Annotated in this window: 15 protein-coding genes; 11 read left to right on the top strand and 4 right to left on the bottom strand. The window is 72.4% G+C overall.

What is annotated here, in order from left to right; translation table 11 throughout:
- The first annotated feature begins 96 nt into the window (after positions 1-96).
- The 6 genes from QQS16_RS28240 to QQS16_RS28215 all read left to right on the top strand — a co-directional run bounded on the left by QQS16_RS28240 (position 97) and on the right by QQS16_RS28215 (position 10,345).
- On the top strand, positions 97-1,869 hold the full coding sequence (locus QQS16_RS28240) for an ABC transporter ATP-binding protein (RefSeq protein WP_286064834.1): 1,773 nt from the start codon (positions 97-99) through the stop codon (positions 1,867-1,869).
- Entirely contained in the window at positions 1,866-3,722 is a 1,857-nt protein-coding gene (locus tag QQS16_RS28235) for an ABC transporter ATP-binding protein (RefSeq protein WP_286064833.1), read from the top strand. Before QQS16_RS28240 ends, QQS16_RS28235 begins: the two co-directional genes overlap by 4 nt.
- Before the next feature lie 19 nt (positions 3,723-3,741).
- Positions 3,742-5,490 carry an ABC transporter ATP-binding protein gene (locus QQS16_RS28230; RefSeq protein ID WP_286064832.1) on the top strand — a complete coding sequence of 583 codons (1,749 nt, stop codon included), beginning with the start codon at positions 3,742-3,744 and terminating at the stop codon, positions 5,488-5,490.
- Positions 5,487-7,247, top strand: a complete 1,761-nt coding sequence (locus QQS16_RS28225) for an ABC transporter ATP-binding protein (protein ID WP_286064831.1) — start codon at positions 5,487-5,489, stop codon at positions 7,245-7,247. Before QQS16_RS28230 ends, QQS16_RS28225 begins: the two co-directional genes overlap by 4 nt.
- A 353-nt stretch (positions 7,248-7,600) precedes the next feature.
- Positions 7,601-9,667, top strand: a complete 2,067-nt coding sequence (locus QQS16_RS28220; protein WP_286064830.1) for a M4 family metallopeptidase — start codon at positions 7,601-7,603, stop codon at positions 9,665-9,667.
- Between the two features lie 174 nt (positions 9,668-9,841).
- Positions 9,842-10,345, top strand: a complete 504-nt coding sequence (locus QQS16_RS28215) for a DUF1990 domain-containing protein (protein ID WP_286064829.1) — start codon at positions 9,842-9,844, stop codon at positions 10,343-10,345.
- Between the two features lie 34 nt (positions 10,346-10,379).
- On the opposite strand, the gene QQS16_RS28210 is transcribed toward QQS16_RS28215, so the two are convergent.
- Positions 10,380-12,998, bottom strand: a complete 2,619-nt coding sequence (locus QQS16_RS28210; RefSeq protein ID WP_286064828.1) for a glycosyltransferase family 1 protein — start codon at positions 12,996-12,998, stop codon at positions 10,380-10,382.
- 329 nt (positions 12,999-13,327) lie between these two features.
- Here QQS16_RS28210 and QQS16_RS28205 point away from each other — a divergent pair, with 329 nt between their 5' ends.
- From QQS16_RS28205 to glgB, 5 genes are all read left to right on the top strand, one after another.
- Positions 13,328-14,527 (top strand): S8 family peptidase, encoded by a 1,200-nt coding sequence (locus tag QQS16_RS28205; RefSeq protein ID WP_286064827.1) that lies wholly within the window; start codon positions 13,328-13,330, stop codon positions 14,525-14,527.
- Positions 14,528-14,753: 226 nt separating this feature from the next.
- Positions 14,754-16,853 (top strand): maltotransferase domain-containing protein, encoded by a 2,100-nt coding sequence (locus QQS16_RS28200; protein WP_286064826.1) that lies wholly within the window; start codon positions 14,754-14,756, stop codon positions 16,851-16,853.
- Entirely contained in the window at positions 16,850-18,550 is a 1,701-nt protein-coding gene (gene treS / locus QQS16_RS28195) for a maltose alpha-D-glucosyltransferase (protein ID WP_286064825.1), read from the top strand. Before QQS16_RS28200 ends, treS begins: the two co-directional genes overlap by 4 nt.
- A 104-nt stretch (positions 18,551-18,654) precedes the next feature.
- Positions 18,655-20,052, top strand: coding sequence for a maltokinase N-terminal cap-like domain-containing protein (locus tag QQS16_RS28190; RefSeq protein ID WP_286064824.1), 1,398 nt, complete (start codon positions 18,655-18,657; stop codon positions 20,050-20,052).
- Positions 20,053-20,086: 34 nt separating this feature from the next.
- A complete protein-coding gene (glgB, locus tag QQS16_RS28185; protein ID WP_286064823.1) occupies positions 20,087-22,951 on the top strand; it encodes a 1,4-alpha-glucan branching enzyme in 2,865 nt (954 codons plus the stop codon).
- 231 nt (positions 22,952-23,182) lie between these two features.
- On the opposite strand, the gene QQS16_RS28180 is transcribed toward glgB, so the two are convergent.
- The 3 genes from QQS16_RS28180 to QQS16_RS28170 all read right to left on the bottom strand — a co-directional run bounded on the left by QQS16_RS28180 (position 23,183) and on the right by QQS16_RS28170 (position 26,356).
- On the bottom strand, positions 23,183-25,468 hold the full coding sequence (locus tag QQS16_RS28180; RefSeq protein ID WP_286066482.1) for a HelD family protein: 2,286 nt from the start codon (positions 25,466-25,468) through the stop codon (positions 23,183-23,185).
- A gap of 130 nt (positions 25,469-25,598) precedes the next feature.
- Positions 25,599-25,931, bottom strand: a complete 333-nt coding sequence (locus tag QQS16_RS28175) for a thioredoxin family protein (protein ID WP_286064822.1) — start codon at positions 25,929-25,931, stop codon at positions 25,599-25,601.
- Entirely contained in the window at positions 25,928-26,356 is a 429-nt protein-coding gene (locus QQS16_RS28170) for a MerR family transcriptional regulator (protein WP_286064821.1), read from the bottom strand. Before QQS16_RS28170 ends, QQS16_RS28175 begins: the two co-directional genes overlap by 4 nt.
- Positions 26,357-26,367 lie beyond the last annotated feature (11 nt).

The raw sequence follows: 26,367 nt of genomic DNA, 5'->3' as shown, positions 1-26,367 counted from the left end.
GGCCCTCGAACACGCAGGTCGTAGGACCGGCGGCCGATCCGGGTCCGGCCAAAACTCGGTGGGCGATGTCCGTGCCGGTCCGTAGGCTCGCTGCTGATGCCGACGCCACCTGCACCCACCGAGAACCGCTCCGCCGTCAGAAGTCTGCTGCGCCTGTGGCCGTACGTGCGGCCCGTGCGGGTGCGGCTGTTCACCGCCGCGTCCGTCGCGGTGGTCGCCTCCTGCACGGGGCTGGTGATCCCGCTCGTCCTGAAGTGGATGGTGGACGGGCCGGTCGCCGACCGGGACGCGGCGGGGGTGTGGCTGGGGGCGCTGTACCTGCTGCTGCTCGGGCTGGCGGAGGCCCTGCTGTTCGGGCTGCGGCGGTGGCTGGTGGCGCGGCCGCTGGCGGGTGTCGAGGCGGGGATGCGGGCGGATCTGTACCGGCACCTGCAACGGCTGCCGGTGTCCTTCCACGACCGCTGGGCCTCGGGTCAGTTACTGTCCCGGGCCACCACGGATCTGATGCTGCTGCGTATGTTCCTCGCCTTTCCGCTGACGTTCCTGCTGGTCAACGGCGTGACGATCCTGGTCGGCGTGGCCATCATGCTGATGCAGGACTGGACGCTGGGGCTGGTGATCCTGGGGCCCGCCGTTCCCGTGATGGTGACCTGCGTGATCTTCGAGAAGCGGTACGCCGAGGTGGCGCGGCGCGCGCAGGACCAGGTGGGGGATCTGACCACGGTCGTCGAGGAGAGCGTGCTCGGCATCCGGATCATCAAGGGGTTCGGACGGCACCGCAGTCAGGCCCGCGCGTTCCGTGAGCTGTCGCGGACGCTGCGGGGCACGGAGCTGCGCAAGGCGGGACTGCTGGCGACGATCTGGGGCGTCATCGTGACGCTGCCGGAGATCGCCATCGGCGCGGCGCTGGTGCTGGGCACGGTCCAGGTCGCGGACGGGGAGCTGTCCGCGGGCACCCTGGTCGCCTTCCTGTCGACGGCGCTCGCGCTGCGGTGGCCGGTGGACTCGATCGGCTTCCTGCTGGCGATGAGCCAGGAGGCGGCGACGGCCACGGAGCGGTACTTCGAGGTGATGGACGAGGAACCGGAAGCACCGGCCACCACCGTCGCGCCGCCCGTCGAGGACAGCGGACTGCGCTTCCACAGCGTCTCGTTCCGCTACCCCGACGCCCCCGCGGACTCCCCGCCCGTGCTCGACCGCGTCGACCTCCACATCCGTCCCGGCGAGTCCATGGCGCTCGTCGGCGCGACCGGGAGCGGGAAGACCACGCTCACCGCGCTCGTCCCGCGCCTGCACGAGGTGACGGACGGCCGGATCACCCTGGACGGGCAGGACATCCGGGCCATGTCCCGGCAAGAGCTGCGCTCGAAGGTGGCCGTCGCGTTCGAGGAGCCCACCCTCTTCTCCGCCGCCGTCGGCGAGAACGTGCTGATGGGCGCCGACGACACCGCCGGGAGGGCCGAGCTGGAGCGGGCCCTGGCGGTCGCGCAGGCCGGCTTCGTGCACAGCCTCCCCCAGGGCACGGACACCCAGGTCGGCGAGCAGGGCCTCAGTCTGTCCGGCGGTCAGCGACAGCGCCTGGCGCTGGCCCGGGCGGTCGTCGGCCGGCCCCCGTTCCTCGTGCTGGACGACCCGCTGTCCGCCCTGGACGTGCACACCGAGGCCGCCGTGGAGGCGGCGCTGCGGGAGGTCCTCGCGGACACCACCGCCCTCATCGTGGCGCACCGCCCGTCGACGGTCCTGCTCGCCGACCGGGTCGCGCTGCTGTCCGGCGGCCGGATCACCGCCGTCGGCACCCACCACGAACTGCTGCGCGCGAACGCCGAGTACGCCCATCTGATGGCCGGGACCGAGGAGGCCCACCGATGACGGCGCCCACCACCACGACCGCACCGGACCGCAAGCAGCCGTCGGAGCGGCCCGAGGGATCGGGCGACCCCTTCGACCGGGACGTCCTGCCCACTCCCCCGGGCGCCACCACCGCCCTGCTGCGCTCCCTGCTCGCGCCGATGCGGGCCCGGGTCGCCTTCACCTCGCTCCTCCTGCTGCTCCAGCAGGCGGCCGTGCAGGCGGGCCCGCTGCTGGTGGCGTACGCCATCGACAGCGCGGTGCCGGCGTTCCGGGACCACGACAACGGGCCCCTGCTCGCCGTGGCCGTCGGCTATCTGCTGTGCGCGCTGGCCTCCGGCGGGCTCCAGTACGCGTTCATCATCGCCTCCGCCCGGGTGAACCAGGACGTGCTGCTGGACCTGCGGGGCCGGATCTTCCGGCACGCGCAGGCGCTGAGCGTCGACTTCCACGAGCGGTACACCTCGGGCCGGCTGATCTCCCGGTCCACCACGGACGTGGAGTCCCTGCGCGAGCTGCTGGACGAGGGGCTCCAGGAGCTGGTCACGGTCATCCTGTCCTTCGTCTACATCTCGGTCCTGCTGCTCTGGCTGGACCTGGCGCTCGGCGCGGTCGCGGTGGCCTCCTTCGTGCCGCTGTACCTGCTGGTGCGGGCGTACCGGCGGCGGGCGGGGCAGGTGTACGCGAGGCGGTCCACGGCGATCGCCGCCGTGATCGTGAAGTTCGTCGAGACGATGAACGGCATCCGCCCGGTGCGCGCGTTCCGCCGGGAGGACGCCAACGACGCCGCCTTCGCCGTACTCAACGAGCGGCACGAGCGGACCAACGGGGACGCGCTGCTGGAGATGGCCCGCTATGTCGTCGGTTCCCGGCTGGTCGCCAACACGGCGGTCGCGCTGATCGTGCTGTGGGGTGCCCACCGGGTGGCGGGCGGCTCGCTGGAGCTGGGGGTGCTGGCGGCGGCGGTGCTGTATCTGCGGCGGCTGTACGACCCGATCGACCGGCTCGGCATGTTCCTGAACTCGTACCAGTCGGCGGCGGCCTCGCTGGAGAAGATCGCGGGGCTGCTCGCGCAGACACCGACCGTGCCGGAGCCGTCCGCGCCCCGGCCGCTGCCGGCCCTGGAGTCGGAGCACCCCGGCCGGGAGGTCGTCTTCGACGGGGTCCGGTTCGCCTACCGCACCGGCGGCGAGGTGCTGCCCCGCTTCGACCTGACGCTGCCGGCCGGGCAGACCGTCGCGGTCGTCGGCTCGACCGGCGCCGGCAAGTCGACGCTGGCCAAGCTGCTCGCCCGGTTCTACGACCCCTCCGCGGGCCGGGTCCTCCTCGACGGCGTGGACCTGCGCGACCTGGCGATGCCGGAGCTGCGGCGCGGGGTGGTCATGGTGACGCAGGAGGCGTTCCTGTTCTCCGGCACGGTCGCCGAGAACATCGCGATCGGGCGGCCGGACGCCACCCGGGAGGACGTCGAGCGGGCCGCGAAGGCGATCGGCGCGCACGAGTTCATCACCGCCCTGCCCGACGGGTACGACACGGACGTGCGCAAACGGGGCGGGCGCATCTCCGCCGGTCAGCGGCAGCTCGTGGCGTTCGCGCGGGCGCTGCTCGCCGATCCGGCGGTCCTGATCCTCGACGAGGCGACCAGCTCGCTCGACGTCCCGGGCGAGCGGGCCGTGCAGCGGGCGATGGCGACGGTGCTGCGGGGCCGTACGGCGGTCGTGGTCGCGCACCGGCTGTCGACCGTGGAGATCGCCGACCGGGTGCTGGTGATGGAGCACGGCCGGATCGTCGAGGACGGCACCCCCGCCGACCTCGTCGCGGGCACCGGGCGGTTCGCCGACCTGCACCGGGCGTGGCGGGACAGTCTGGCGTGAGCCGGGGCCGGGGGCACAGGTGATCGACGCGTACGAGGACCCTGGCACGCCCGACCGCCGTGGCGGCTGGCGGTATCTGTGGTGGCTGGTGCTGCGGCAGCCGGGGCGGTCGGCGGCGGGCGCGCTGCTGGGCAGTGTGTGGATGGTGCTGCTCGCGGCGACGCCGTATCTGATGGCCAGGGCCGTGGACGAGGGCCTGGCGACGGGCGACATGGGCGCGCTGGCGCGGTGGACCGGGCTGCTGGTGGTGGTCGGGGCGTTCAACGCCTGGCTGGGCATCATGCGGCACCGCACGATGACGCGGGTGCGGATGGACGCCAACTTCCGCACGGTCAAGGTCGTCGTCGGGCACGCGGTGCGGCTGGGGGCAGCGCTGCGGCGGCGGGCCGGCGCCGGGGAGGTGGTGACGATCGGGGTGGGGGACGTCCAGCAGATCAGCTCGTCCCTCACGGTGATCGGTCCGGGAGTCGGCGCGGTCGTCGCCTACCTGGTGGTCGCCGGGCTGCTGCTGACCGTCTCCACACGGCTCACCCTGGTGGTGCTGCTCGGGGTGCCGGTGGTCGCCCTCCTCGTCGGGCCCTTGATGCGCCGGATGCAGGGCACGGAGGCGGAGTACCGGGAGCGGCAGGGCGTGCTGACCGCCCGGATCGGCGACCTCGCCGGCGGGCTGCGCGTGCTGAACGGGCTCGGCGGCAAGGGCCTGGTCGCCGACGCCTTCCGGCGCGACTCGGCGCGGCTGCGGGAGCAGGGGTACCGGGTCGGCGTGGTGGGCAGCTGGATGCAGGCGCTCGGGGTGGGACTGCCGACGCTCTATCTCGCGGTGGTGACCTGGATGGCGGCCCGGATGGCGGCCCAGGGGACGCTGACCGTGGGCGAGCTGGTGTCGGTGTACGGCTATGTCGCGGTGCTGGTGCGCCCGGTGGCGTACTTCATCGACTGGGGTTACCAGCTCGGCCGGGGCGTGGTGGCCGCGCGGCGCGTGGTCGGGCTGCTGCGGCTGGAGCCGGAGCCGGACGGCGGGACGCGCGACGCTCCGGCCGAGCCGTCGGTGCTGTACGACCCGGAGTCCGGGGTGCGGGTGCGGCCGGGCCGGCTGACCGCGCTGGCCGGGGGGCGGCCCGCCGACGCGGCGGCCGTCGTGGACCGGCTCGGCCGGTACGCCCCGTCGGCGGCGACGTGGGGCGGGGTCCGCCTGGACGAGGTGCCGTTGCCGCGGGTCCGGGAGCGGATCCTGGTCGCCGACCACGAGGCCGACCTGTTCGCGGGGCCGCTGCGGGAGCTGGTCGGCGGGCGCGGGGATCCCGGTGACGCGGAGATCATGCGGGCGGTGCGGGCGGCGGCGGCCGAGGACCTGCTGCGGAGTCTGCCGGCGGGGCTCGACTCGGCGGTGGACGCGCAGGGCCGCAACCTCTCCGGCGGGCAGCGGCAGCGGGTCCGGCTGGTGCGGGCGCTGCTGGCCGACCCGGAGGTACTGCTGGCGGTGGAGCCGACCTCGGCGCTGGACGCGCACACGGAGGCGGCGGTGGCGGCCCGGCTGCGGGACGAACGCCGGGGCCGTACGACCGTCGTCACCACCACCTCCCCGCTGGTGCTCGACCGGGTGGACACCGTGCACTACCTGGTGGACGGGAAGGTCGCGGCGTCCGGCAGTCATCAGCGGCTGCTGGCGGAGGAGCCGGGCTACCGGGCGCTGGTCACCCGGGACTCGGACATCGACGTCGAGGACACCGGCACGGCCGGCCCGGACACCGAGGAGGCCGTGGGATGACGCGGGGACAGCTGCCCGTCGCCGGGCCGGAGGCGGTGCGGCGGGCCACCGTGGGTCTGGTGCGCGCCGACGGGCGGGCCTTCGCCGCGGTCCTCGCGCTCAACGCGGCGGCCGCCGGGGTGGGCCTGGCCGGCCCCTGGCTGCTGGGCCGGATCATCGACGAGGTGCGGGCCGGGGGCGGCGTGGCCGCGGTGGACCGGGCGGCGCTCGCCATCCTGGCCTGCGCGGCGGCGCAGCTGCTGCTGGCGCGCTGGGCCCGGTACGCGGGGCACCGGTTCGGTGAGCGGACGCTGGCACGGGTGCGGGAGCGGTTCGTGGACCGGGCGCTGGCGCTGCCCGCGTCCGTGGTGGAGCGGGCCGGCACCGGCGACCTGACGGCGCGCGGTACCGCGGACGTGGCGACCGTCGGTACCACGCTGCGCGACGCGGGCCCCGCGCTGCTCATCAACATCGTGCAGGCGCTGTTCCTGCTGGGCGCGGTCTTCGTGATCGACCCGCTGTTCGGTGCCGTGGGCGTGCTCGGTCTCATCCCGGTCTGGTTCGCCCTGCGCTGGTACCTGCGCCGGGCCCGCGACGCCTATCTGGCCGAGGGTGAGGCCAATTCCGCCGTCGCCGAGATCCTCGCGGCGACCGCGGCCGGCGCCCGGACGGTGGAGGCGTTCCGGCTGGGGGAGCGCCGGGTCGCGGCGAGCCGGCGGGCGCTGGAGACCTCCCGGCGCAGGCGCCTGCGCACGCTGCGCCTGCGCACGGTGTTCTTCCCGGTGGTGGAGGTGTCGTACCTGTTCCCGGTGGCCGGGGTGCTGCTGCTCGGCGGGGTGCTGCACGAACGCGGGGCGGTGAGTCTGGGGGCGGTGGTGGCCGCCGCCCTGTATCTGCGGCAGTTCGAGACGCCGCTCGACGAGATCCTGGTGCGGGTCGAGCAACTTCAGAGCAGCGGCGCCTCGTTCGCCCGGGTGGAGGGCCTGGCCCAGGCGCCGGGCGCCGCCCCGGCCGGCAGCTCGCCGACCCCGGCGGACGACCGGATCGACGTGTCCGGCGTGCGCTACGCGTACGGCCGCGGGGGTGAGGTGCTGCACGGGGTGGACCTGACCGTGCGGCCCGGGGAGCGGCTGGCGGTGGTCGGTCCCTCCGGCGCCGGGAAGACCACGCTGAGCAGGCTGCTGGCGGGCGTCGACGCGCCGAGCGCGGGTTCGGTGACGGTGGGCGGGGTGCCCGTCGTCGGCCTGGATCCGGAGCGGCTGCGCCGGCACGTCGTGCTGGTCACGCAGGAGCACCACGTGTTCCTGGGCACGGTCCGCGACAACCTGCTGATCGCCGAGCCCGCCGCGACGGACGAGCAGGTGTGGTCCGCGCTGGCGGCGGTGGGCGCCGACGGGTGGGTGCGGGAGCTGCCGGCCGGGCTGGACACCGAGCTGGGCGACGGGGGATGCCGCGCGGACGGCTCGCAGGCACAGCAACTGGCCCTGGCCCGGGTGGTCCTGGCCGATCCGCACACGCTGATCCTCGACGAGGCCACCGCCCTGCTGGATCCGACGACCGCCCGGCACACCGAGCGCGCCCTGGCCGCCGTACTCGAAGGTCGTACGGTCATCGCCATCGCCCACCGCCTGCACACCGCGCACGACGCGGACCGGGTGGCCGTGATGGAGGACGGCCTGCTGACCGAACTCGGCACGCACCAGGAGCTGGTGACGGCGGGCGGTGCCTACGCGGCGCTGTGGGCGTCGTGGCACGGGGATCCCCGGCCGCGTCACTGACACCGGGCGCGTCCCTGACACCGGAGCGACACCGGGCGGCTTCCGCACCGGGAGCCCGCATGACACCGGGCGCCGGCGAGCGGCACCCGACGCCCGCACCACGAGTCCGTATAGCGAACATGAACTCCCGGACAGCGAACGACTTTCGGCCATATTCTTGACGCGCTCCTGACAGTAACCGCCCTCTGCTGCGACTCTTCCCACGGCCGCTTCACAGCAACCCCACAGGCGGCCCGCCTGTGTCCCGGCCGATTCCGCACGAGGTTCCCGCACCGCCCCTGTTCTGCCCGTTCGGCCCACCCGCCGAGCGGTCTCCCCTGGCCGCGCGATCCGCGGCCGCGCAGAAGGAGTCAGTGTTGAGACGTTCCTCTCACAGACGCACCCCCCACGCCCGAACCCCGCACACCCCGCCCCGCAGGGCCGCGGCCGTCGCCCTCGTCGGCGTCTGCGCCCTGATCGCCACGGCCGTCCAGTCGGGCGCCGCCACCGCAGCCCCGGAGAAGGCACCGTCGGCCGCGGGCAAGGCCGTCCCGGGCGCCGAGTCGGTGAAGCTCACCCCGGCCCAGCGCGCCGAGCTGATCCGCCGGGCCGACGCGGCCAAGGCGGAGACCGCCAGGGACCTGGGCCTGGGCGCCCAGGAGAAGCTGGTCGTGCGTGACGTCCTCAAGGACGGCGACGGCACGGTCCACACCCGTTACGAGCGCACCTACGCCGGCCTGCCCGTCCTCGGCGGCGACCTGGTCGTGCAGAGCACGCCGGCCGACGCGACGGACGCCGTCGTCAAGGCCACCCGCGCCGCCATCGAACCGGCGACGACCACGGCCGAGCTGCCCGCCGCCCGGGCCGAGACGCAGGCCCTCGCCGCGGCCAGGGCCGAGGACGCGAAGAGCCCCGAGGTCAACCGCGCCCCGCGCAAGGTGGTCTGGGCGGCCGACGGCAGGCCGGCCCTGGCCTACGAGACGGTCGTGGGCGGTTTCCAGCACGACGGCACCCCGCAGGAACTGCACGTCGTCACGGACGCGACGACCGGCGCGAAGCTGTACGAATGGGAGGCGATCGAGACCGGCACCGGCAACACGGTCTACAGCGGTCAGGTCACCCTCGGCACCACCCAGTCCGGGTCGGCGTACAACCTCACCGACGGGGCGCGCGGCAACCACAGGACGTACAACCTCAACCGCGGCACCTCCGGCACCGGCACGCTCTTCTCCGGCCCCGACGACGTCTGGGGCAACGGCAACCCGTCCAACCTGGAGTCGGCCGCCGCGGACGCGCACTACGGCGCCGCGCTGACCTGGGACTACTACAAGAACGTGCACGGGCGTTCGGGAATCCGCGGGGACGGCGTGGGCGCGTACTCGCGGGTCCACTACGGCAACAACTACGTCAACGCGTTCTGGTCCGACTCCTGCTTCTGCATGACGTACGGCGACGGCAGCGGCAACGCCAACCCGCTGACGTCGATCGACGTGGCCGCGCATGAGATGACGCACGGGCTCACGTCCAACACGGCCGGCCTCAACTACAGCGGCGAGTCCGGCGGTCTGAACGAGGCCACGTCCGACATCTTCGGGTCGACGGTCGAGTTCTACGCCGGCAACTCCTCCGACGTCGGTGACTACCTCATCGGCGAGGAGATCGACATCAACGGCGACGGCACCCCGTTGCGCTACATGGACCGGCCGAGCCAGGACGGCTCGTCCAAGGACAGCTGGTACTCCGGCATCGGCTCGATCGACGTGCACTACTCCTCGGGCCCCGCCAACCACTTCTTCTACCTGCTGAGCGAGGGCAGCGGCACCAAGACCATCAACGGCGTCACCTACAACTCGCCCACCGCGGACGGCCTTCCGGTCACCGGCATCGGCCGCGACAAGGCGGAGAAGATCTGGTTCCGCGCGCTGACCACCAAGTTCACCTCGACCACCAACTACGCGGCGGCCCGCACCGGCACCCTCGCGGCCACCGGTGAGCTGTACGGCGCCACCAGCGCGGAGTACAAGGCCGTGCAGGACGCCTGGGCGGGCGTCGCGGTCGGCGCGCGCTCCGACGGCGGGGGCGGCGGTGGCGGCACCTCCTTCGAGAACGCGAGCGACGTGTCGGTCCCGGACAACGGAGCGGCCGTCACCTCGGCGATCACCGTCTCCGGGCGGACGGGCAACGCCCCCTCGAACCTCGCGGTGGCGGTCGACATCGTCCACACCTACATCGGTGACCTCCAGGTGCAGTTGCTCGCCCCCGACGGCACCGCGTACACGCTGAAGGCGTACGGCGCCGGCGGGAGCGCGGACAACATCAACACCACGTACACGGTGAACGCCTCCTCCGAGGTCGCCAACGGCGTCTGGCAGTTGCGGGTCCAGGACAACGCGGCCCGGGACACCGGGTACGTCAACAGCTGGAAGCTCACCTTCCCGTAGGCCCACGGCCTGAGCGGCACCTCCGATCAGGGCGCCGCCCCGGTGGTTCGACTCCCCGGGGCGGCGGCCTGGCCGGCGGCCGACACCGGCCGAGCGCCGGGCGGTCGACGGCGGCGTGACAGGACGGCACCCGGGACGAAGGCGTTCCGGGGTGCCGTCCTACTCTTGGGACCCATGTCCTTCACGTACGACGACGTCGGCGCGACCCGGGAGAACGGCTTCTGCCCGCCCGGTTTCCACCCCCTGCACGTGCGCACCCGCATCGGTGAGGGCGAGGAGGTCTTCCGCAGAGCCCGGGAAGCGGTCCTCACCTGGGAGATGCACCGCGCGATGGGCGTGGGCTTCGACGCGAGCGCGGCCCGGGCCGCTCCCGACGTCGACGTCACGGTCACGCTCGCGGGCCTCATCAAGGCGCCCTGCCGGGTGGTGTGGACGGTCGAGGAACCCCGCCGCGCCGGCTGGGCGTACGGCACGCTGACCGGCCACCCGGAGTGCGGCGAGGAGTCCTTCGTCGTGGACCGCACCGGCGACGGCACGGTCTGGCTGACCGTGTCCGCCTTCAGCCGGAGCGCGAAGTGGTACTCGCGGGCGGGCGGACCCGCCACCCGAGGCCTTCAGCACGCCTACGCCCGGCGGTGCGGGGTGGTGCTGCGACGGTTGTGCGGCGGGTCCGAGTGACGGGCGCCGGGGGGCGGCCCGGCCCCCCGGGCGCTCAGCGCAGCAACACCCCGGCCGCCTCCACCACCTCCTCCGACGGCAGCGCCACGAGCCCGGGCTCGGCGCTGGACGACAGCAGACGGTGGGCGGGCAGCACCCGGACCGTGTAGCCGTACGGCCCCGTCCGGTCCAGGGACAGCGGGCCCTCGTAGACCCAGCGCCCCTCCGCGTCCGGGCCGCCCACCGGTTTCAGCGGGACGGCCGCCGCGTCGGTGATGCGGTCCTCCTCGTCCACCCGGCCGGAGACCGCCTGCACCTCGACGTCGTCCGGCCCGAGGTCGCCGAGCGCGACCCGGACGCGCAGCCCGAGGGTCGTGCCGAGTTCCGCGGTCGCCGTGGCGGCGCTCGTCTCGACGTGGTCCACGGTCACGCCGTGCCAGGCCGCGCGCAGCCGTGCCTTCCACTCGGCGATCTCGCGGGCGGCGTCCGGGTCCGTCGCGCGGTGGGCCTCGGCGGCCGGGGCGTAGAGCCGTTCCACGTACTCGCGGACCATCCGGCCGGCCAGCACCTTGGGCCCGAGCAGGGTGAGGGTCTGGCGGACCATCTCGATCCAGCGGTCGGGCAGGCCCTGCTGGCCGCGCTCGTAGAAGCGGGGGGTCACCCGCTGTTCCAGCAGGTCGTAGAGCGCGGCGGCCTCGATGTCGTCCCGGTGGTCCTGATCGGTGCCCACGCCGTCGGCGGTGGGGATGGCCCAGCCGAAGTCGGGCTGGAACCACTCGTCCCACCACCCGTCCAGGACGGAGAGGTTGAGACACCCGTTGAGGGCGGCCTTCATCCCGCTGGTGCCGCACGCCTCCAGCGGACGCAGCGGGTTGTTGAGCCAGATGTCGCAGCCCGGGTAGAGCTTCTGCGCCATCGCCATGCCGTAGTCGGGCAGGAACACCAGCCGGTGCCGCACCCGCGGATCGTCCGAGAACCGCACCAGCTCCTGCACCAGCCGCTTGCCGCCGTCGTCCGCGGGGTGCGCCTTCCCGGCGACCACGATCTGGATCGGCCGCTCGGCATGCAGCAGCAGGTCCATCAGCCGGTCCCGGTCCCGCAGCATCAGCGTGAGCCGCTTGTACGACGGCACGCGCCGCGCGAACCCGATGGTGAGGACGTCGGGGTCGAGCACACCGTCGATCCAGCCCAGCTCGGCCGTGCCCGCGCCGCGCTGCCGCCAGGAGGCGCGCAGCCGCTCCCGCACCTCCGTCACCAGCTGCTCGCGCAGGTTCCGCCGCAGCTCCCAGATGTCCTGGTCGGGAATGTCGGCGACCGCGTCCCACCGGTCCGAGCCGCCGACCGTCATCGCGTCCTCGGTGCGCTGCGCCCCGATCTGCCGGGCGCCGAGCCGGAACACCTCCGGGGCGACCCAGGTGGGGGCGTGCACCCCGTTCGTGACGGAGGTGATCGGCACCTCCTCGGGGTCGAATCCGGGCCACAGCCCGGAGAACATCTCGCGGCTGACCCGGCCGTGCAGCAGGGAGACGCCGTTGGCCCGCTGGGCGAGGCGCAACCCCATCACCGCCATGTTGAAGAGGTTGGGTTCCCCGCCGGGATAGGTCTCCATGCCCAGGTTCAGGACCCGTCCGACGTCGATCCTCGGCAGTTCGGCGTCCGGCCCGAAGTGGCGGGCGACCAGCTCCCGGTCGAAGCGGTCGATGCCGGCGGGGACCGGGGTGTGGGTGGTGAACACCGTCCCGGCCCGGACCGCCTCCAGCCCGGAGTCGAAGTCCAGGCCCTGGTCGCACAGCTCGGCGATCCGCTCCAGGCCGAGGAAGCCCGCGTGGCCCTCGTTGGTGTGGAACACCTCGGGCGCCGGGTGCCCGGTGATCCGGCAGTACGTCCGGACCGCCCGCACTCCCCCTATGCCGAGCAGCATCTCCTGGAGCAGCCGGTGCTCGCTGCCGCCGCCGTAGAGCCGGTCGGTCACCCCGCGCTCGCCGAGGTCGTTCTCCTCGACGTCGGAGTCCAGCAGCAGCAGGGGGACCCGGCCGACCTGGGCCAGCCAGATCCGGGCCCGCAGCTGCTTGCCGCCGGGCAGGGCGAGGGCGACGTCGGCCGGGGTGCCGTCGGCGTCCCTGAGCGGGGCGACGGGCAGTTCGTTGGGGTCGAGCACCGGATAGTGCTCCTGTTGCCAGCCGTCCCGGGACAGGGTCTGCCGGAAGTACCCGTGCCGGTACAGCAGCCCGACACCGATCAGCGGCACCCCGAGATCGCTGGCCGCCTTGAGGTGGTCGCCGGCCAGGATGCCGAGGCCGCCGGAGTACTGGGGCAGGGCGGCGGTGATGCCGAACTCCGGGGAGAAGTAGGCGACGGCGGCCGGGAGTCCGGCCGGCTGCGTCTGGTACCAGCGGTCGCCGGTCAGGTAGTCGTTCAGGTCGTCGGCGACCGCGGTGAGCCGGCGCAGGAAGCGCCGGTCCTCGGCCAGCTCGGCGAGCCGCGCGGGCCGCACACTGCCGAGCAGCCGCACCGGGTCGCCGTCCGAGGCGCCCCAGCGCTCCGGATCGACGGACTGAAAGAGGTCGCGTGTCTCCGCGTGCCAGGACCAGCGCAGATTGCGCGCGAGATCACTCAGCGGCCGGAGAGGGTCGGGGAGAACGGGACGGACGGTGAATCGACGGATCGCCTTCACTTGCCACCTCGACGCGAGTCGCTGCCGCGGACGCACGACACTGTGCGCCTCATCGTCCCTACGACGGTACCGGCGTTGGTGTCGTCCCCGCTGGGACTGCCGCACCCAGGCCCCCGTCCGGCCCGAAACAACCAAGTCCGTGCGCTCCTTTCCAGGGTACGCGCCCCGGACCGACACCATGAGAGTGATATGGCCGGTTCCACCCCCTCAGGCGTTCTTGTGGTGCTTCGCACCGCACGAGAGGCTGCCCAGTGGCGTCCCGGCCCGGAGACCGCGCACCTGGTGCTCCGCGGCCGTCGTACGCCGACTTCAGGAGGGGGTACACAGCCATGGCACGGACGCGAACGCGGCGTCTGCGCGTGGCGGGGGGTCTGACCGCGGCGAGTTGTGCCGTGGCGCTTTCGGCCATCACCCTGCCCGCGCACGCCGTACCGGAGGGGCGGATATCAGGCGCCGGAGAGCCCGGTTCCGTCGGCGGGAGTTACCTGGTGACACTCAAGGGGGAGATCAGCGCCCGGTCGGCGGCCGGGAAGGGCCTCGCCGAGAAGTACGGGGCGGAAATCAGCCACGCCTACTCCACGGTACTGAACGGCTACGCGATCAGGGCCGACGCCGGACAGGCACGGCTGCTCGCGGCGGACCCGCGGGTCGCCTCGGTCGTCCAGGACAGCCGGGTGGGCCTGGAGCACGTCCAGCGGAACCCGCCGTCCTGGGGCCTGGACCGCGTCGACCAGGCGAGCCGGCCGCTCGACCGCAGCTACGCCGCGCCGGACTCCGGGGGCGCGGGTGTGACCGTGTACGTGATCGACACCGGGATCCGGACCGGCCACCGGGACTTCGGCGGGCGGGCGCGGCACGGGTGGGACTTCGTCGGCGGCGACCGGAACGCCGGCGACGGCAACGGACACGGCACCCATGTCGCCGCCATCGTCGCGGGCAGCACGTACGGCGTCGCCAAGAAGGCCGGGGTCGTCGCCGTGCGCGTCCTCGACAACGCCGGCGCGGGCACCACCGCCCGGGTCATCGCCGGCATCGACTGGGTGACCCGCAACGCGCGCAAGCCCGCGGTCGCCAATCTCAGCCTGGGCGGCCACCGCAACGCCCAGCTGGACGCCGCGGTACGCACATCGATCGCGTCGGGCGTGACGTATACGGTCGCGGCGGGCAACGGCGGGCGGCCGGCCTCCCTCTACTCCCCCGCCGGTGTCAAGGAGGCGGTCACGGTCGGCGCCACCGACCGGGAGGACGCGAAACCGGGCTTCTCCAACCACGGTTCGGCCCTCGACCTGTTCGCCCCGGGTGTGTCGATCACCTCGGCGTCGCACACGAGCGACACCGGCCGGGTGACCTCCTCCGGTACGTCGATGGCGGCGCCGCACGCGGCCGGCGCGGCCGCGCTCCATCTCGCGGATCATCCCGGGGCCGGCCCCGCGCAGGTAGGCAACGCACTCGTCACACGGGCGGCACCTGGAAAGGTGTCCGGCCGGGGTACCGGTTCACCGAACAAACTCCTGCGGGTTCCGCGCTGACGGGGCGGATGTCCGGCACCGGCCCCGTTCGGCCAGAATGGGGCCGGTCTTCTACACAGACATACGCCTGAGTAGTTAACAAACAGCCGGATTGCTCACCCGAATAGGGTGGGAAGGCTCCTCCGGGACACCCTCAGGTACAGCACAGGCACCACAAGGGATGCCACGCAGGACCCACCTCCCCACAACCATCCGCCCACCCACGTTGACGCGGACAGGAGCGGTCATGCCCGCCACGCACCACTCGTCGGCACCCCCGACACCCAGCACCGAAACGCACCTCGCGCGCCCGGTCGACGCCGGTCCGCCGGCCCCGGAGCCACCCTCCGCGGGAGACGGCACGGCCGTCGGGCGCATACCCGTGCTCGACGTCCGCCCGGTCGTCCAGCACGGCCGCCGGCCCGCCAAGGCGGTCACCGGCGAGTCGTTCGAGATCTCGGCCACCGTGTTCCGCGAGGGCCACGACGCGGTCGCCGCCAATGTCGTACTGAAAGACCCCGAAGGGCGTCCCGGTCCCTGGACGCCGATGCGGGAACTGACCCCGGGCACCGACCGCTGGGGCGCCACCGTCACCGCCGGTGAACCCGGCCGCTGGACGTACACCGTGGAGGCGTGGGGTGACCCCGTCACCACGTGGCGGCACCACGCCCAGATCAAGATCCCGGCCGGGATGGACACCGAACTCGTCCTGGAGGAGGGCGCGCGGCTGTACGAGCGGGCGGCCGCCGGTGTCCCCGAGGACACCGCCCTGCGGGAGGTCCTGGCGGCCGCCGTGGACGCCTTGCGCGACAACAGCCGCCCCGCCGCCTCCCGGCTGGCGGCGGCGTTGACGCCGGAGGTGGACGCGGTGCTGGCCCGGTATCCGCTGCGGGAGCTGGTGACGGCGTCGGAGTCGCTGCCGCTGCTGGTGGAGCGGGAGCGGGCCCTGTTCGGGTCCTGGTACGAGTTCTTCCCCCGCTCCGAGGGCACTCCCGAGCGGCCGCACGGCACGTTCCGCACCGCCGCCCGCCGGCTGCCGGAGATCGCCCGGATGGGCTTCGACGTCGTGTACCTGCCCCCCATCCACCCCATCGGCCACACCTTCCGCAAGGGCCCCAACAACACCCTGTCGGCCGGCCCCGACGACGTGGGCGTGCCCTGGGCGATCGGTTCCTCCGAGGGCGGCCACGACGCCGTCCACCCCGACCTGGGCACCCTGGAGGACTTCGACTGGTTCGTGGGCCGGGCGCGGGAGCTGGGCCTGGAGATCGCGCTGGACTTCGCGTTGCAGTGCTCCCCGGACCACCCCTGGGTGCACAAGCACCCGGAGTGGTTCCACCACCGTCCCGACGGGACGATCGCGTACGCGGAGAACCCGCCCAAGAAGTACCAGGACATCTACCCGATCGCGTTCGACGCGGACATGGACGGCCTGATCGCCGAGACGCTGCGGGTGCTGCGGCACTGGATGGACCACGGGGTGCGGATCTTCCGGGTCGACAACCCGCACACCAAACCGGTCGTGTTCTGGGAGCGGGTGATCGACGGCATCAACCGCACCGACCCCGACGTGATCTTCCTGGCCGAGGCGTTCACCCGGCCCGCGATGATGCACACGCTGGCCCAGATCGGTTTCCAGCAGTCGTACACGTACTTCACCTGGCGTACCGGCAAGGAGGAACTGACCGAGTACCTCAGCGAGCTGTCGGGGGAGGCCGCCTCCTACATGCGGCCCAACTTCTTCCCCAACACGCCCGACATCCTGCACGCCTACCTCCAGCACGGCGGCCGGCCCGCCTTCGAGGTGCGGGCCGTGCTCGCCGCGACCCTCTCCCCCACCTGGGGCGTCTACAGCGGCTACGAACTGTGCGAGAACACCCCCGTGCGCGACGGCAGCGAGGAGTACCTCGACTCCGAGAAATACCAGCTCAAACCCCGTGACTGGGAAGCCGCCGACCGCGAGGGACGCAGCATCACCCCCCTGATCACCCGGCTCAACACCATCCGGCGGGAGAACCCGGCCCTGCGCCAGCTGCGCGATCTCCACTTCCACCACGCGGACCAGGAAGCGGTGATCGCGTACTCCAAGCGGCAGGGATCGAACACGGTTCTGGTGGTCGCCAACCTCGACCCCCACCACACCCAGGAGGCCACGGTCTCGTTGGACATGCCGCAACTCGGCCTGGAATGGCACGAGTCGGTACCGGTGCGCGACGAGCTCACTGGTGAGACCTATCACTGGGGCAGGGCGAATTACGTGCGCCTGGAACCGGGCACTCGGCCCGCACACGTTTTCACCGTCCTGCGACCGTCCACCCCGCAGATCGGAGGGTCACCCACAACATGATCGTCAACGAGCCCGTCCAGGACACCTTCGAGGACACCCCCGCGAAAGACCGGGATCCGGAGTGGTTCAAACGCGCCGTCTTCTACGAGGTCCTCGTCCGCTCCTTCCAGGACAGCAACGGCGACGGCGTGGGCGACCTCAAAGGCCTGACCGCCAAACTCGACTACTTGCAGTGGCTGGGCGTCGACTGCCTGTGGCTGCCGCCCTTCTTCAAGTCGCCGTTGCGTGACGGCGGCTACGACGTCTCGGACTACACCGCGGTGCTGCCCGAGTTCGGCGACCTCGCCGACTTCGTGGAGTTCGTGGACGCCGCCCACCAGCGCGGCATGCGCGTGATCATCGACTTCGTGATGAACCACACCAGCGACCAGCACCCGTGGTTCCAGGAGTCCCGCAACAACCCCGACGGCCCCTACGGCGACTACTACGTGTGGGCCGACGACGACCAGCAGTACCAGGACGCGCGGATCATCTTCGTCGACACCGAGGCCTCCAACTGGACCTTCGACCCGGTGCGCAAGCAGTACTACTGGCACCGCTTCTTCTCCCACCAGCCGGACCTCAACTACGAGAACCCGGCCGTGCAGGAGGAGATGATCTCCGCGCTGAAGTTCTGGCTGGACCTCGGCATCGACGGTTTCCGCCTCGACGCCGTGCCCTACCTCTACCAGGAGGAGGGCACCAACTGCGAGAACCTCCCGGCCACCCACGAGTTCCTCAAGCGGGTCCGCAAGGAGATCGACGCCGGCTACCCGGACACGGTGCTGCTGGCGGAGGCCAACCAGTGGCCGGAGGACGTCGTCGACTACTTCGGCGACTACGCGAGCGGCGGCGACGAATGCCACATGGCGTTCCACTTCCCGGTCATGCCCCGCATCTTCATGGCCGTCCGCAGGGAATCCAGGTACCCCGTCTCGGAGATCCTGGCCAAGACCCCGGCCATCCCCTCCAGCTGCCAGTGGGGCATCTTCCTGCGCAACCACGACGAGCTGACCCTGGAGATGGTCACCGACGAGGAACGCGACTACATGTGGGCGGAGTACGCCAAGGACCCCCGCATGCGCGCCAACATCGGCATCCGCCGGCGGCTCGCACCCCTGCTGGACAACGACCGCAACCAGATCGAGCTGTTCACCGCCCTGCTGCTGTCCCTGCCCGGCTCGCCGATCCTGTACTACGGCGACGAGATCGGCATGGGCGACAACATCTGGCTCGGCGACCGCGACGCCGTCCGCACCCCCATGCAGTGGACCCCCGACCGCAACGCCGGCTTCTCCTCCTGCGACCCCGGCCGGCTGTATCTGCCCACGATCATGGACCCGGTCTACGGTTACCAGGTCAGCAACGTGGAGGCGTCGATGGCGTCGCCCTCCTCGCTGCTGCACTGGACCCGCCGCATGATCGAGATCCGCAAGCAGAACCACGCCTTCGGTCTCGGCTCCTACACGGAGCTGCCGTCGTCGAACCCGGCGGTCATTGCGTTTCTGCGGGAGTACGAGGACGATCTCGTCCTGTGCGTGAACAACTTCTCCCGGTTCGCGCAGCCGACAGAGCTGGACCTCAGCGCGTTCGAAGGGCGGCACCCGGTCGAGCTGTTCGGCGGGGTCCGCTTCCCCGCCATCGGTGAGCTGCCGTATCTGCTGACCCTGGGCGGGCACGGCTTCTACTGGTTCCGGCTCCGCAAGGACGCGGCGTAGGGCATGCCGAGCCCGCACAACCCCGGGCGAGGCGGTTTCCTCCGCCCCGCCCGGGGCACGCACTAGTAACACCCCGACCGCCCCCGGGGAAAGGACGCGACGCCATGTCGGAAGCCGTCACCCGTACCGCAACGACCACCACCGGCAGCCCCGGCCTCCTTGCGTCACTGGATCCGCTGCTGCGGGAGTGGCTGCCGCGGCAGCGCTGGTTCGCCGGCAAAGGGCGCCCGGTCACCGGGTTCTCCCTGGTGGCGGCCACCGAGCTGCTGCCGCCCACGGGACAGCTCGGCCTGTACCACCTGCTGGTGCGCGCCCACCAGCCGCTCGCGCTGGGCTCCCCGCCCCACCCCGGCGACTGCTACCAGCTGCTCATAGGCGTGCGCGAGGCGCTGCCACCCCGGCTGGCGCCCGCGCTGATCGGCCACGTCGACAAGGGCCCGCTCGCCGGACACACGGTGTACGAGGCCCTGCACGACACCCGGCCCGCCGAACTGCTCCTGGAGGCCGTGCGCAGCCAGGCCCGCATCGGCGGGCTCCGTTTCGAGCGGGACCCGCACCAGGAGATACGCGAAGGTCTCGTGCCCCGCCTGATGACCGCCGAGCAGTCCAACTCGTCGCTCGTCTATGGAGATACGTTCATTCTGAAGCTGTTGCGCCGGATCGTGCCCGGCATCAACCCCGACCTGGAGCTGCCGCTGGCGCTGGCCCGGGAGGGCTGCCCCCGGGTGCCCGCGCCGACCGGATGGGTCCGGGCGGAGCTGGCCGGTGAGCCGTACGTGCTGGGCGTGCTCCAGCCGTTCGTGCAGGGCGCGTCCGACGGCTGGGAGCTGGCGCTGCGCGAGCTGGCCAAGGGCGAGGACTTCGGCGCGGAGGCGCGGGCGCTCGGGCGGGCCACGGCCGAGGTGCACACGGCACTCGCCCGCGCGCTCCCCACGGTCACGCTCGGGCACGCCCCGCTCCAAGTGCTGGTCGACGGCATGACCGAGCGCCTGGAGGCGGCCGTGCAGGCGGTGCCCGCGCTGCGGCCGTACGCGCCCGGGCTGCGTTCCGCGTTCACCGCGCTCGCCGATCTGACCGCCGAGGGCCGTACCTGGACCGCGCAGCGCATCCACGGCGATCTGCACCTCGGCCAGTGTCTGCGCTCGGCCTCCGGTGAGTGGTCGCTGATCGACTTCGAGGGCGAGCCGTCGAAACCGCTCGCCGAGCGCCGGATGCCGCAGCCGCCGGCCCGGGACATCGCGGGGATGCTCCGCTCCTTCGACTACGCCGCGCTCACCGCCGACCCGCCCGCACCGGAGTGGGCCGAGACCTGCCGGGCCGCATACTGCTCGGGATACGCCGAGGTCAGCGGCGTCGACCCGCGGACCGACCCGGTGCTGCTGCGGGCCTACGAGACGGACAAGGCGATCTACGAGGTCGTCTACGAGGCCCGGCACCGCCCCGACTGGCTGCCCGTACCGATGGCCGCGATCGAGCGGTACGCCACATCCGACCTGATCTGACCGACCAGACTTTCTCGCCCAGGAGGCTCCGCCCGTGACCCCCCGCCCCCCGTCCAGCGGTTCGGATCCGAAGAAGACGGCTGAGCAGGCCGAGAAGCCGGCTGTCGCGAAGAAGGCCGTCGCGAAGAAGACCGTGGCGAAGAAGGCCGCCGCGAAGCAGGCCGTCGCCAAGAAGACGGTGAAGAAGGCCGTCGAGAAGGCGGTGGCACCGAAGAAGACCGCGCCCGACAAGACAGCGGTCCAGAAGACAGCGGCCGACAAGACAGCGGCCGGGAGGCCCGCGGCCAGGAAGGCGCCCGCCGAGAAGACCCCGGCCAGGACGGCGTCGGTGAAGACGGCCTCGGCGAAGAAGGCGCCGGCCAAGGAGACCGTCGCCAAGAAGACGGTGGCGAAGAAGGCCGCCGCCAAGAAGGCCGTGCCGGCGAAGACGGCCGCCAAGAAGGCGGCGTCGGTGAAAACGGCGTCGGTGAAGGCCGCGCTGAGCAAGACGGCCCCCGCCGCCACGAAGGCCGTCGCGAAGAAGGCGGGCACGAAGACGGCCGTCGTGAAGAAGGCCGTCTCCAAGAAGGCCACCGCCGTGACGCCGGAGGTACCCGCCGTAGCCCCGGAGATACGCGCAGTAGTCCCGGAGGTACCCGCCGTATCCCCGGAGATCACCGCCGCGGCCCCGGGCGTCCCCGGCGCGGCCCCGGAGGTGCCCGTCGAGGTCGCCGTCTCCCCCGCCCTGGACGCCGGTGACCGTCAGCGGCTGCTCTCGGGCACCCACCACGCCCCGCACTCCGTCCTCGGCGCCCACCCGGTGCCCGGCGGGGTCGCCTTCCGGGCCTTCAGGCCGTACGCGCTGAGCGTGACGGTCCTCGCCGACGGCGTACGGGCGGAGCTGCACGACGACGGGGACGGGTTCTTCTCCGGTCTGCTGCCGCTGCCGGACGTCCCGGCGTACCGCTTCCTCGTGGCCTACGAGGGGACGGCCCAGGAGACCGAGGACGCGTACCGCTTCCTGCCCGCCCTGGGCGACCTCGACCTGCATCTGATCGGCGAGGGCCGGCACGAGGAGCTGTGGCGGGCGCTGGGCGCGGAGCCGATGACCCACCAGGGCGTGCGCGGCACCCGGTTCACGGTGTGGGCGCCGAACGCGCGGGGCGTGCGGGTGGCCGGCACCTTCAACTTCTGGGACGGCACCGGATTCCCGATGCGGGTGCTCGGCTCGTCCGGTGTCTGGGAGCTGTTCGTGCCCGGGATCGGCGAGGGTGAGCTGTACAAGTTCGAGATCACCCGGCCCGACGGGTCCAGGACCCTGCGCGCCGACCCGATGGCCCGGCGTACGGAGGTCCCGCCGGCCACCTCCTCGGTCGTGCACGCCTCGCACTACGAGTGGGGCGACGAGGAGTGGCTGGCGCGCCGCGCGGACGCCCCCGCGCACGAGACCCCCTTCTCGGTCTACGAGATCCACCTCCCGTCCTGGCGCCCGGGGCTGACATACCGTCAACTGGCGGACGAACTCCCGGCGTACGTCAAGGAACTGGGCTTCACCCACGTGGAACTGATGCCGGTCGCCGAGCACCCCTTCGGCGGGTCCTGGGGCTACCAGGTCACCGGCTTCTACGCCCCCACGGCCCGCCTGGGCACCCCCGACGACTTCAAGTACCTGGTCGACGCCCTGCACCGGGCCGGCATCGGCGTCATCATGGACTGGGTCCCGGCGCACTTCCCGCGCGACGCCTGGGCGCTGGCCGAGTTCGACGGGCGTCCGCTGTACGAGCACGAGGATCCGCGGCGCTCGGCCCACCCCGACTGGGGCACGCTGGAGTTCGACTACGGCCGGCGCGAGGTGCGCAACTTCCTGGTCGCCAACGCCGTGTACTGGTGCGAGGAGTTCCACATCGACGGCCTGCGGGTGGACGCCGTCGCCTCCATGCTCTACCTCGACTACTCGCGCGAGCCCGGCCAGTGGGTCCCGAACGAGCACGGCGGGCGGGAGAACCTGGACGCGGTGGCGTTCCTCCAGGAGATGAACGCGACGGTGTACCGGCGGGTGCCGGGTGTGGTGACGGTCGCGGAGGAGTCCACGGCCTGGGACGGCGTCACCCGCGCCACCCACCACATGGGCCCGGGCGGCTTCGGCGGTCTCGGCTTCGGGCTGAAGTGGAACATGGGCTGGATGCACGACTCGCTCGACTACGTGAGCCACGAGCCCGTCCACCGCAAGTACCACCACGGTGAGATGACGTTCTCGATGGTGTACGCCTACAGCGAGAACTACGTGCTGCCGATCTCGCACGACGAGGTCGTCCACGGCAAGGGATCTCTGGTGTCCAAGATGCCGGGCGACTGGTGGCAGCAGCGCGCCAACCTGCGCGGCTATCTCGGCTTCATGTGGGCCCACCCCGGCAAGCAACTCCTGTTCATGGGCCAGGAGTTCGCCCAGGGAGCCGAGTGGTCCGAGACGAAGGGGCCGGACTGGTGGCTGCTGGACCCGGAGTACGGGGCCGAGGCCGACCACCGGGGCGTGCGCGACCTGGTCCGCGACCTCAACACCGTCTACCGGCACACGCCGGCGCTGTGGGAACGGGACACCGACCCGTCCGGTTTCCAGTGGGTCGTGGGCGACGCGGCCGAGGACAACGTGTTCGCGTTCCTGCGCTACGACGCGGACGGCACCCCGCTGCTGGCCGTGTCCCACTTCGCCCCGGTCGTACGGCACGACTACCGGCTGGGCGTACCGGACGACGTGCCGGCCTGGCTCGAGACCCTCAACACGGACGCGGCCCGGTACGGCGGCAGCGACGTCACCAACCCGGACGTCATCAAGCCGGAGCCGCAGGGCTGGCACGGCCGCCCGGCGAGCATCCGCCTGACGCTGCCCCCGCTGGCGACGGTCTGGCTGCGCCCGGCCTAGTGCCGCGGCAGGCAACGTTTGCCCGTCAAGGAGCGGCGTCCGGTGCGTGCTCTCGGCGTGCCGGCCGGAAGCCCTCGTACTGGATGTACTTGGGCTTTCGGCCGGTGCGGCGAGAGGGCGTGCCGGGCGTCGCGACGGGGCGAACGTTGCCTGCCACGGCACTAGCAGGGCTGCCCGCCTCCGGACCCCCGGGCCTCGTGCCCGGGGGTCCGCGGGTGGAGCCGCGGGACCTCAGCTCGCGCGGACGGATCCGAACGCGCCGGCCAGCGACGCCGGCAGCGCCCCCGTGTGCACCACGCCGAGCCGCTGTGTCGCCCTGGTCAGCGCCACGTACAGGTCGCTGGTGCCGTACTGTCCGGGCTCGACCACCAGCACGGAGTCGAACTCCAGGCCCTTGGCCTGCCGCGGGTCGAGGAGGACGACGGTCCGGGTCAGGTCCGGCTCCCCACCCGCCGTCACGCCGTCCAGGCGGGCCGCCAGCCGCCGGTGCAGCGCGCGCGGCGCGATCACGGCGAGCCGCCCTTCGGCCGGGGTCAGTTCCTCGACGGCCTTCGCCACGGCGCCGGGAAGGTCGTCGGTGGCGCGCGCCCAGGGCCGTACCCCTGTGGACCGCACCGAACTCGGCGGTTCGAAGCCGGGGTGCTCCGCGCGCACCACGGCCGCCGCCACGTCCATGATCTCGGACGGCGTGCGGTAGTTGACCCCGAGGCGGGTGTGCTCCCAGCGGTCCTCGACGTACGGATGGAGGATCTTCGACCAGGAGCCGACGCCCGCCGCCTCCGCGGTCTGCGCCGGGTCGCCGACCAGGGTCATCGAGCGGGTGGGGCTGCGCCGCATGAGCAATCGCCAGGCCATCGGGGACAGTTCCTGCGCCTCGTCGACGATGATGTGCCCGAACGCCCAGGTGCGGTCGGCCGCCGCGCGCTCGGCGGCGCTGCGGTGGTCGTCCTCCTCGTGGCGTTCGGCGAACCGCTCGGCGTCGATGATGTCGTGCGCGGACAGGATCTCGGAGTCCTCCTCGTCCTTGTCCTCGAACTCGTAGGTCCGCGAGGCGTAGGACACGTCCAGCACGCCCTGCGCGTAGGCGACCTGGTTCTCCCGCTCGCGCTCCGCCCGCGCCCGCGCCACCCGGTCGTCCTCGCCGAGCAGTTCGGCCGCCTCGTCGAGCAGCGGTACGTCCGCCACGGTCCACGCCCGCGTCACCGGGCGGCGGACGGCGGCGGCGTCCTCGTCGCTCAGGTATCCCTCGGGTGCGGCGAGGAAGTCGGCGACCAGGCGGCGCGGGGTGATCCGCGGCCACAACCGGTCGACGGCGGACCAGACCTCCGGGTTCTCCGCCAGCTCGTCGCGGATCTGGGTGATGTCGCTCGGGTCCAGGAGGTTGGAGCCGTCGTAGGGGTCCGTGCCGATGCGTTCGGCGACCATGTCCGTGAGGGTGTTGAGGATGTGGCCCTCGAAGTGCTCGCGGGCCGCGTTGTGCTGGAGTCCGGCGGCCCGGGTGCGCTCGCGGGCCATGTTCACCAGGTCGTCGTCCAGCATCAGGACCTCGCGGTCGTGCTCGATCGTGATCACCGGGTCGGGCAGCGCCTGCCGGTCGCGTACGACGGCGGCGAGGACGTCGGCCATGTCGGCGCGGCCCTTCACGGCGGCCGCCTCGGGGGTGTCGGCCGCCGTCGCCCGCACCCCGGGGAACAGTTCGCCGACCGTCGCCAGCAGGACGCCGGTCTCGCCCAGCGAGGGCAGCACCTCGCCGATGTAGCCGAGGAAGGCGGGGTTGGGGCCGACGATCAGGACGGCCCGCTTGGCCAGCAGCTCCCGGTGCTCGTACAGGAGATACGCGGCCCGGTGCAGGGCGACCGCCGTCTTGCCGGTGCCGGGGCCGCCCTCGACCACCAGCACCCCACGGTGGGGGGCGCGGATGATCTCGTCCTGCTCGGCCTGGATGGTCTGCACGATGTCGCTCATCCGGCCGGTGCGCGCGGAGGTGAGCGCGGCGAGCAGCACGGCGTCGCCGCTCGGGTCCTCATGGCCGGTGCGGGTGGCGTCGCCGAGGTCCAGGAGCTCGTCGTGCAGGGCGGTGACCCGGCGGCCTTCCGTGGTGAGGTGCCGGCGCCGGCGCAGGCCCATCGGGGTGTGGCCGGTGGCCAGGTAGAAGGGGCGGGCGACGTCGGCCCGCCAGTCGATCAGGATCGGGGTGCGTTCGGCGTCCTCGGTGCGCAGGCCGATCCGGCCGATGTGGTGGCTGACGCCGGAGGTGAGGTCGATCCGGCCGAAGCAGAGCGATCCGTCGACCGCGTTCAGCGCGGCGAGCAGCCCCGAGCGCTCGGCCACCAGGATGTCCCGCTCCAGCCTGGCCTGCATGGGCGTGTTGCCCTGGGCGAGCGCGTCCGTGACGGAGACCTCGGTGTCGCCGCGCAGCGCGTCCACGCGTGCGTACAGGTCGTCGATGAATTCCTGCTCGCGCGTCAATTCACGATCTGGAAAGTCGGCGTTTGACAATTCCACTCCCGCCCGGATATACTGTGCTCACTGAACTTCTTTTGCGGCCGGATCAATTACAGGTCCCCTGAAGCCGCAAACCATTGAATATACGCAAAGAAATCCCCCGAGCGCAATTGCTCGGGGGATTTCTTCGTGTGGGGACAGGTCAGAGGACCTCTTCCAGCTCCGCCAGCAGCCGCCGCTTGGGCCGGGCCCCCACCATCGCCTTCACCGGTTCACCGCCGCGGAACACCAGGAACGTCGGCATCGACAGCACCTTGTACGTGTTCGTGGTCTCCGGGTTGGTGTCCACGTCCAGCCGCACCACCTTGAGCCGCTCACCCTCCTCGGCGGCGAGGGCGCTGAGCACCGGTCCCATCTGCCGGCACGGCGGGCACCAGTCGGCGGTGAACTCCACCAGCACCGGCAGATCCGCGCCGATCACCTCCGCCTCGAAGTCCGCGTCCGTCACCTCGGTCACGCCCGTTGCCCCGCTCACTCGTCGACCCCTCCCAACTCGCACACCGGCTCCGGACCACCCGGAGCCGCCGCCTCGGCGGCCAGCTCGTCCCGCGCCCGTTCGGCCCGCACCAGCTGTGCGCCGACCTGCGCGCGCACGGCCTGCAACTCACCGATCAGCGCGTCGAGTTCGTCCAGCTTGCGCCGGTAGACCGCGAGCGACGCCGGGCAGGTGTCGCCCTCCGGGTGTCCGGCCCGCAGACACTCCACGAACGGTCGCGTCTCCTCCAGGTCGAACCCGAAGTCCCGCAGCGTCCTGATCTGCCGGAGCAGCAGCAGGTCGTCCTCGTCGTAGACGCGGTACCCGTTGCCGTTCCGCTTCGCGGGCAGCAGCCCCCGTGCCTCGTAGTACCGCAACGTCCGGGTCGTGGTCCCGGCCCGCGCGGCCAGCTCGCCGATGCGCATGACACGAACGT

Source organism: Streptomyces sp. ALI-76-A (assembly GCF_030287445.1).
Classification (GTDB): Bacteria; Actinomycetota; Actinomycetes; order Streptomycetales; family Streptomycetaceae; genus Streptomyces.
The sequence above is the reverse complement of the archived record's forward strand: the minus strand, read 5'-3'. Positions and strand labels throughout refer to the sequence as shown.

What these genes read in the sequence shown, in the direction of transcription:
- QQS16_RS28240 (WP_286064834.1), top strand. Translation starts at nt 97, where the DNA reads ATGCCGACGCCACCTGCACCCACCGAGAACCGCTCCGCCGTCAGAAGT.
- QQS16_RS28235 (WP_286064833.1), top strand. Translation starts at nt 1,866, where the DNA reads ATGACGGCGCCCACCACCACGACCGCACCGGACCGCAAGCAGCCGTCG.
- QQS16_RS28225 (WP_286064831.1), top strand. Translation starts at nt 5,487, where the DNA reads ATGACGCGGGGACAGCTGCCCGTCGCCGGGCCGGAGGCGGTGCGGCGG.
- QQS16_RS28215 (WP_286064829.1), top strand. Translation starts at nt 9,842, where the DNA reads ATGTCCTTCACGTACGACGACGTCGGCGCGACCCGGGAGAACGGCTTC.
- QQS16_RS28205 (WP_286064827.1), top strand. Translation starts at nt 13,328, where the DNA reads ATGGCACGGACGCGAACGCGGCGTCTGCGCGTGGCGGGGGGTCTGACC.
- QQS16_RS28200 (WP_286064826.1), top strand. Translation starts at nt 14,754, where the DNA reads ATGCCCGCCACGCACCACTCGTCGGCACCCCCGACACCCAGCACCGAA.
- treS (WP_286064825.1), top strand. Translation starts at nt 16,850, where the DNA reads ATGATCGTCAACGAGCCCGTCCAGGACACCTTCGAGGACACCCCCGCG.
- QQS16_RS28190 (WP_286064824.1), top strand. Translation starts at nt 18,655, where the DNA reads ATGTCGGAAGCCGTCACCCGTACCGCAACGACCACCACCGGCAGCCCC.
- QQS16_RS28170 (WP_286064821.1), bottom strand. Translation starts at nt 26,356, where the DNA reads ATGCGCATCGGCGAGCTGGCCGCGCGGGCCGGGACCACGACCCGGACG.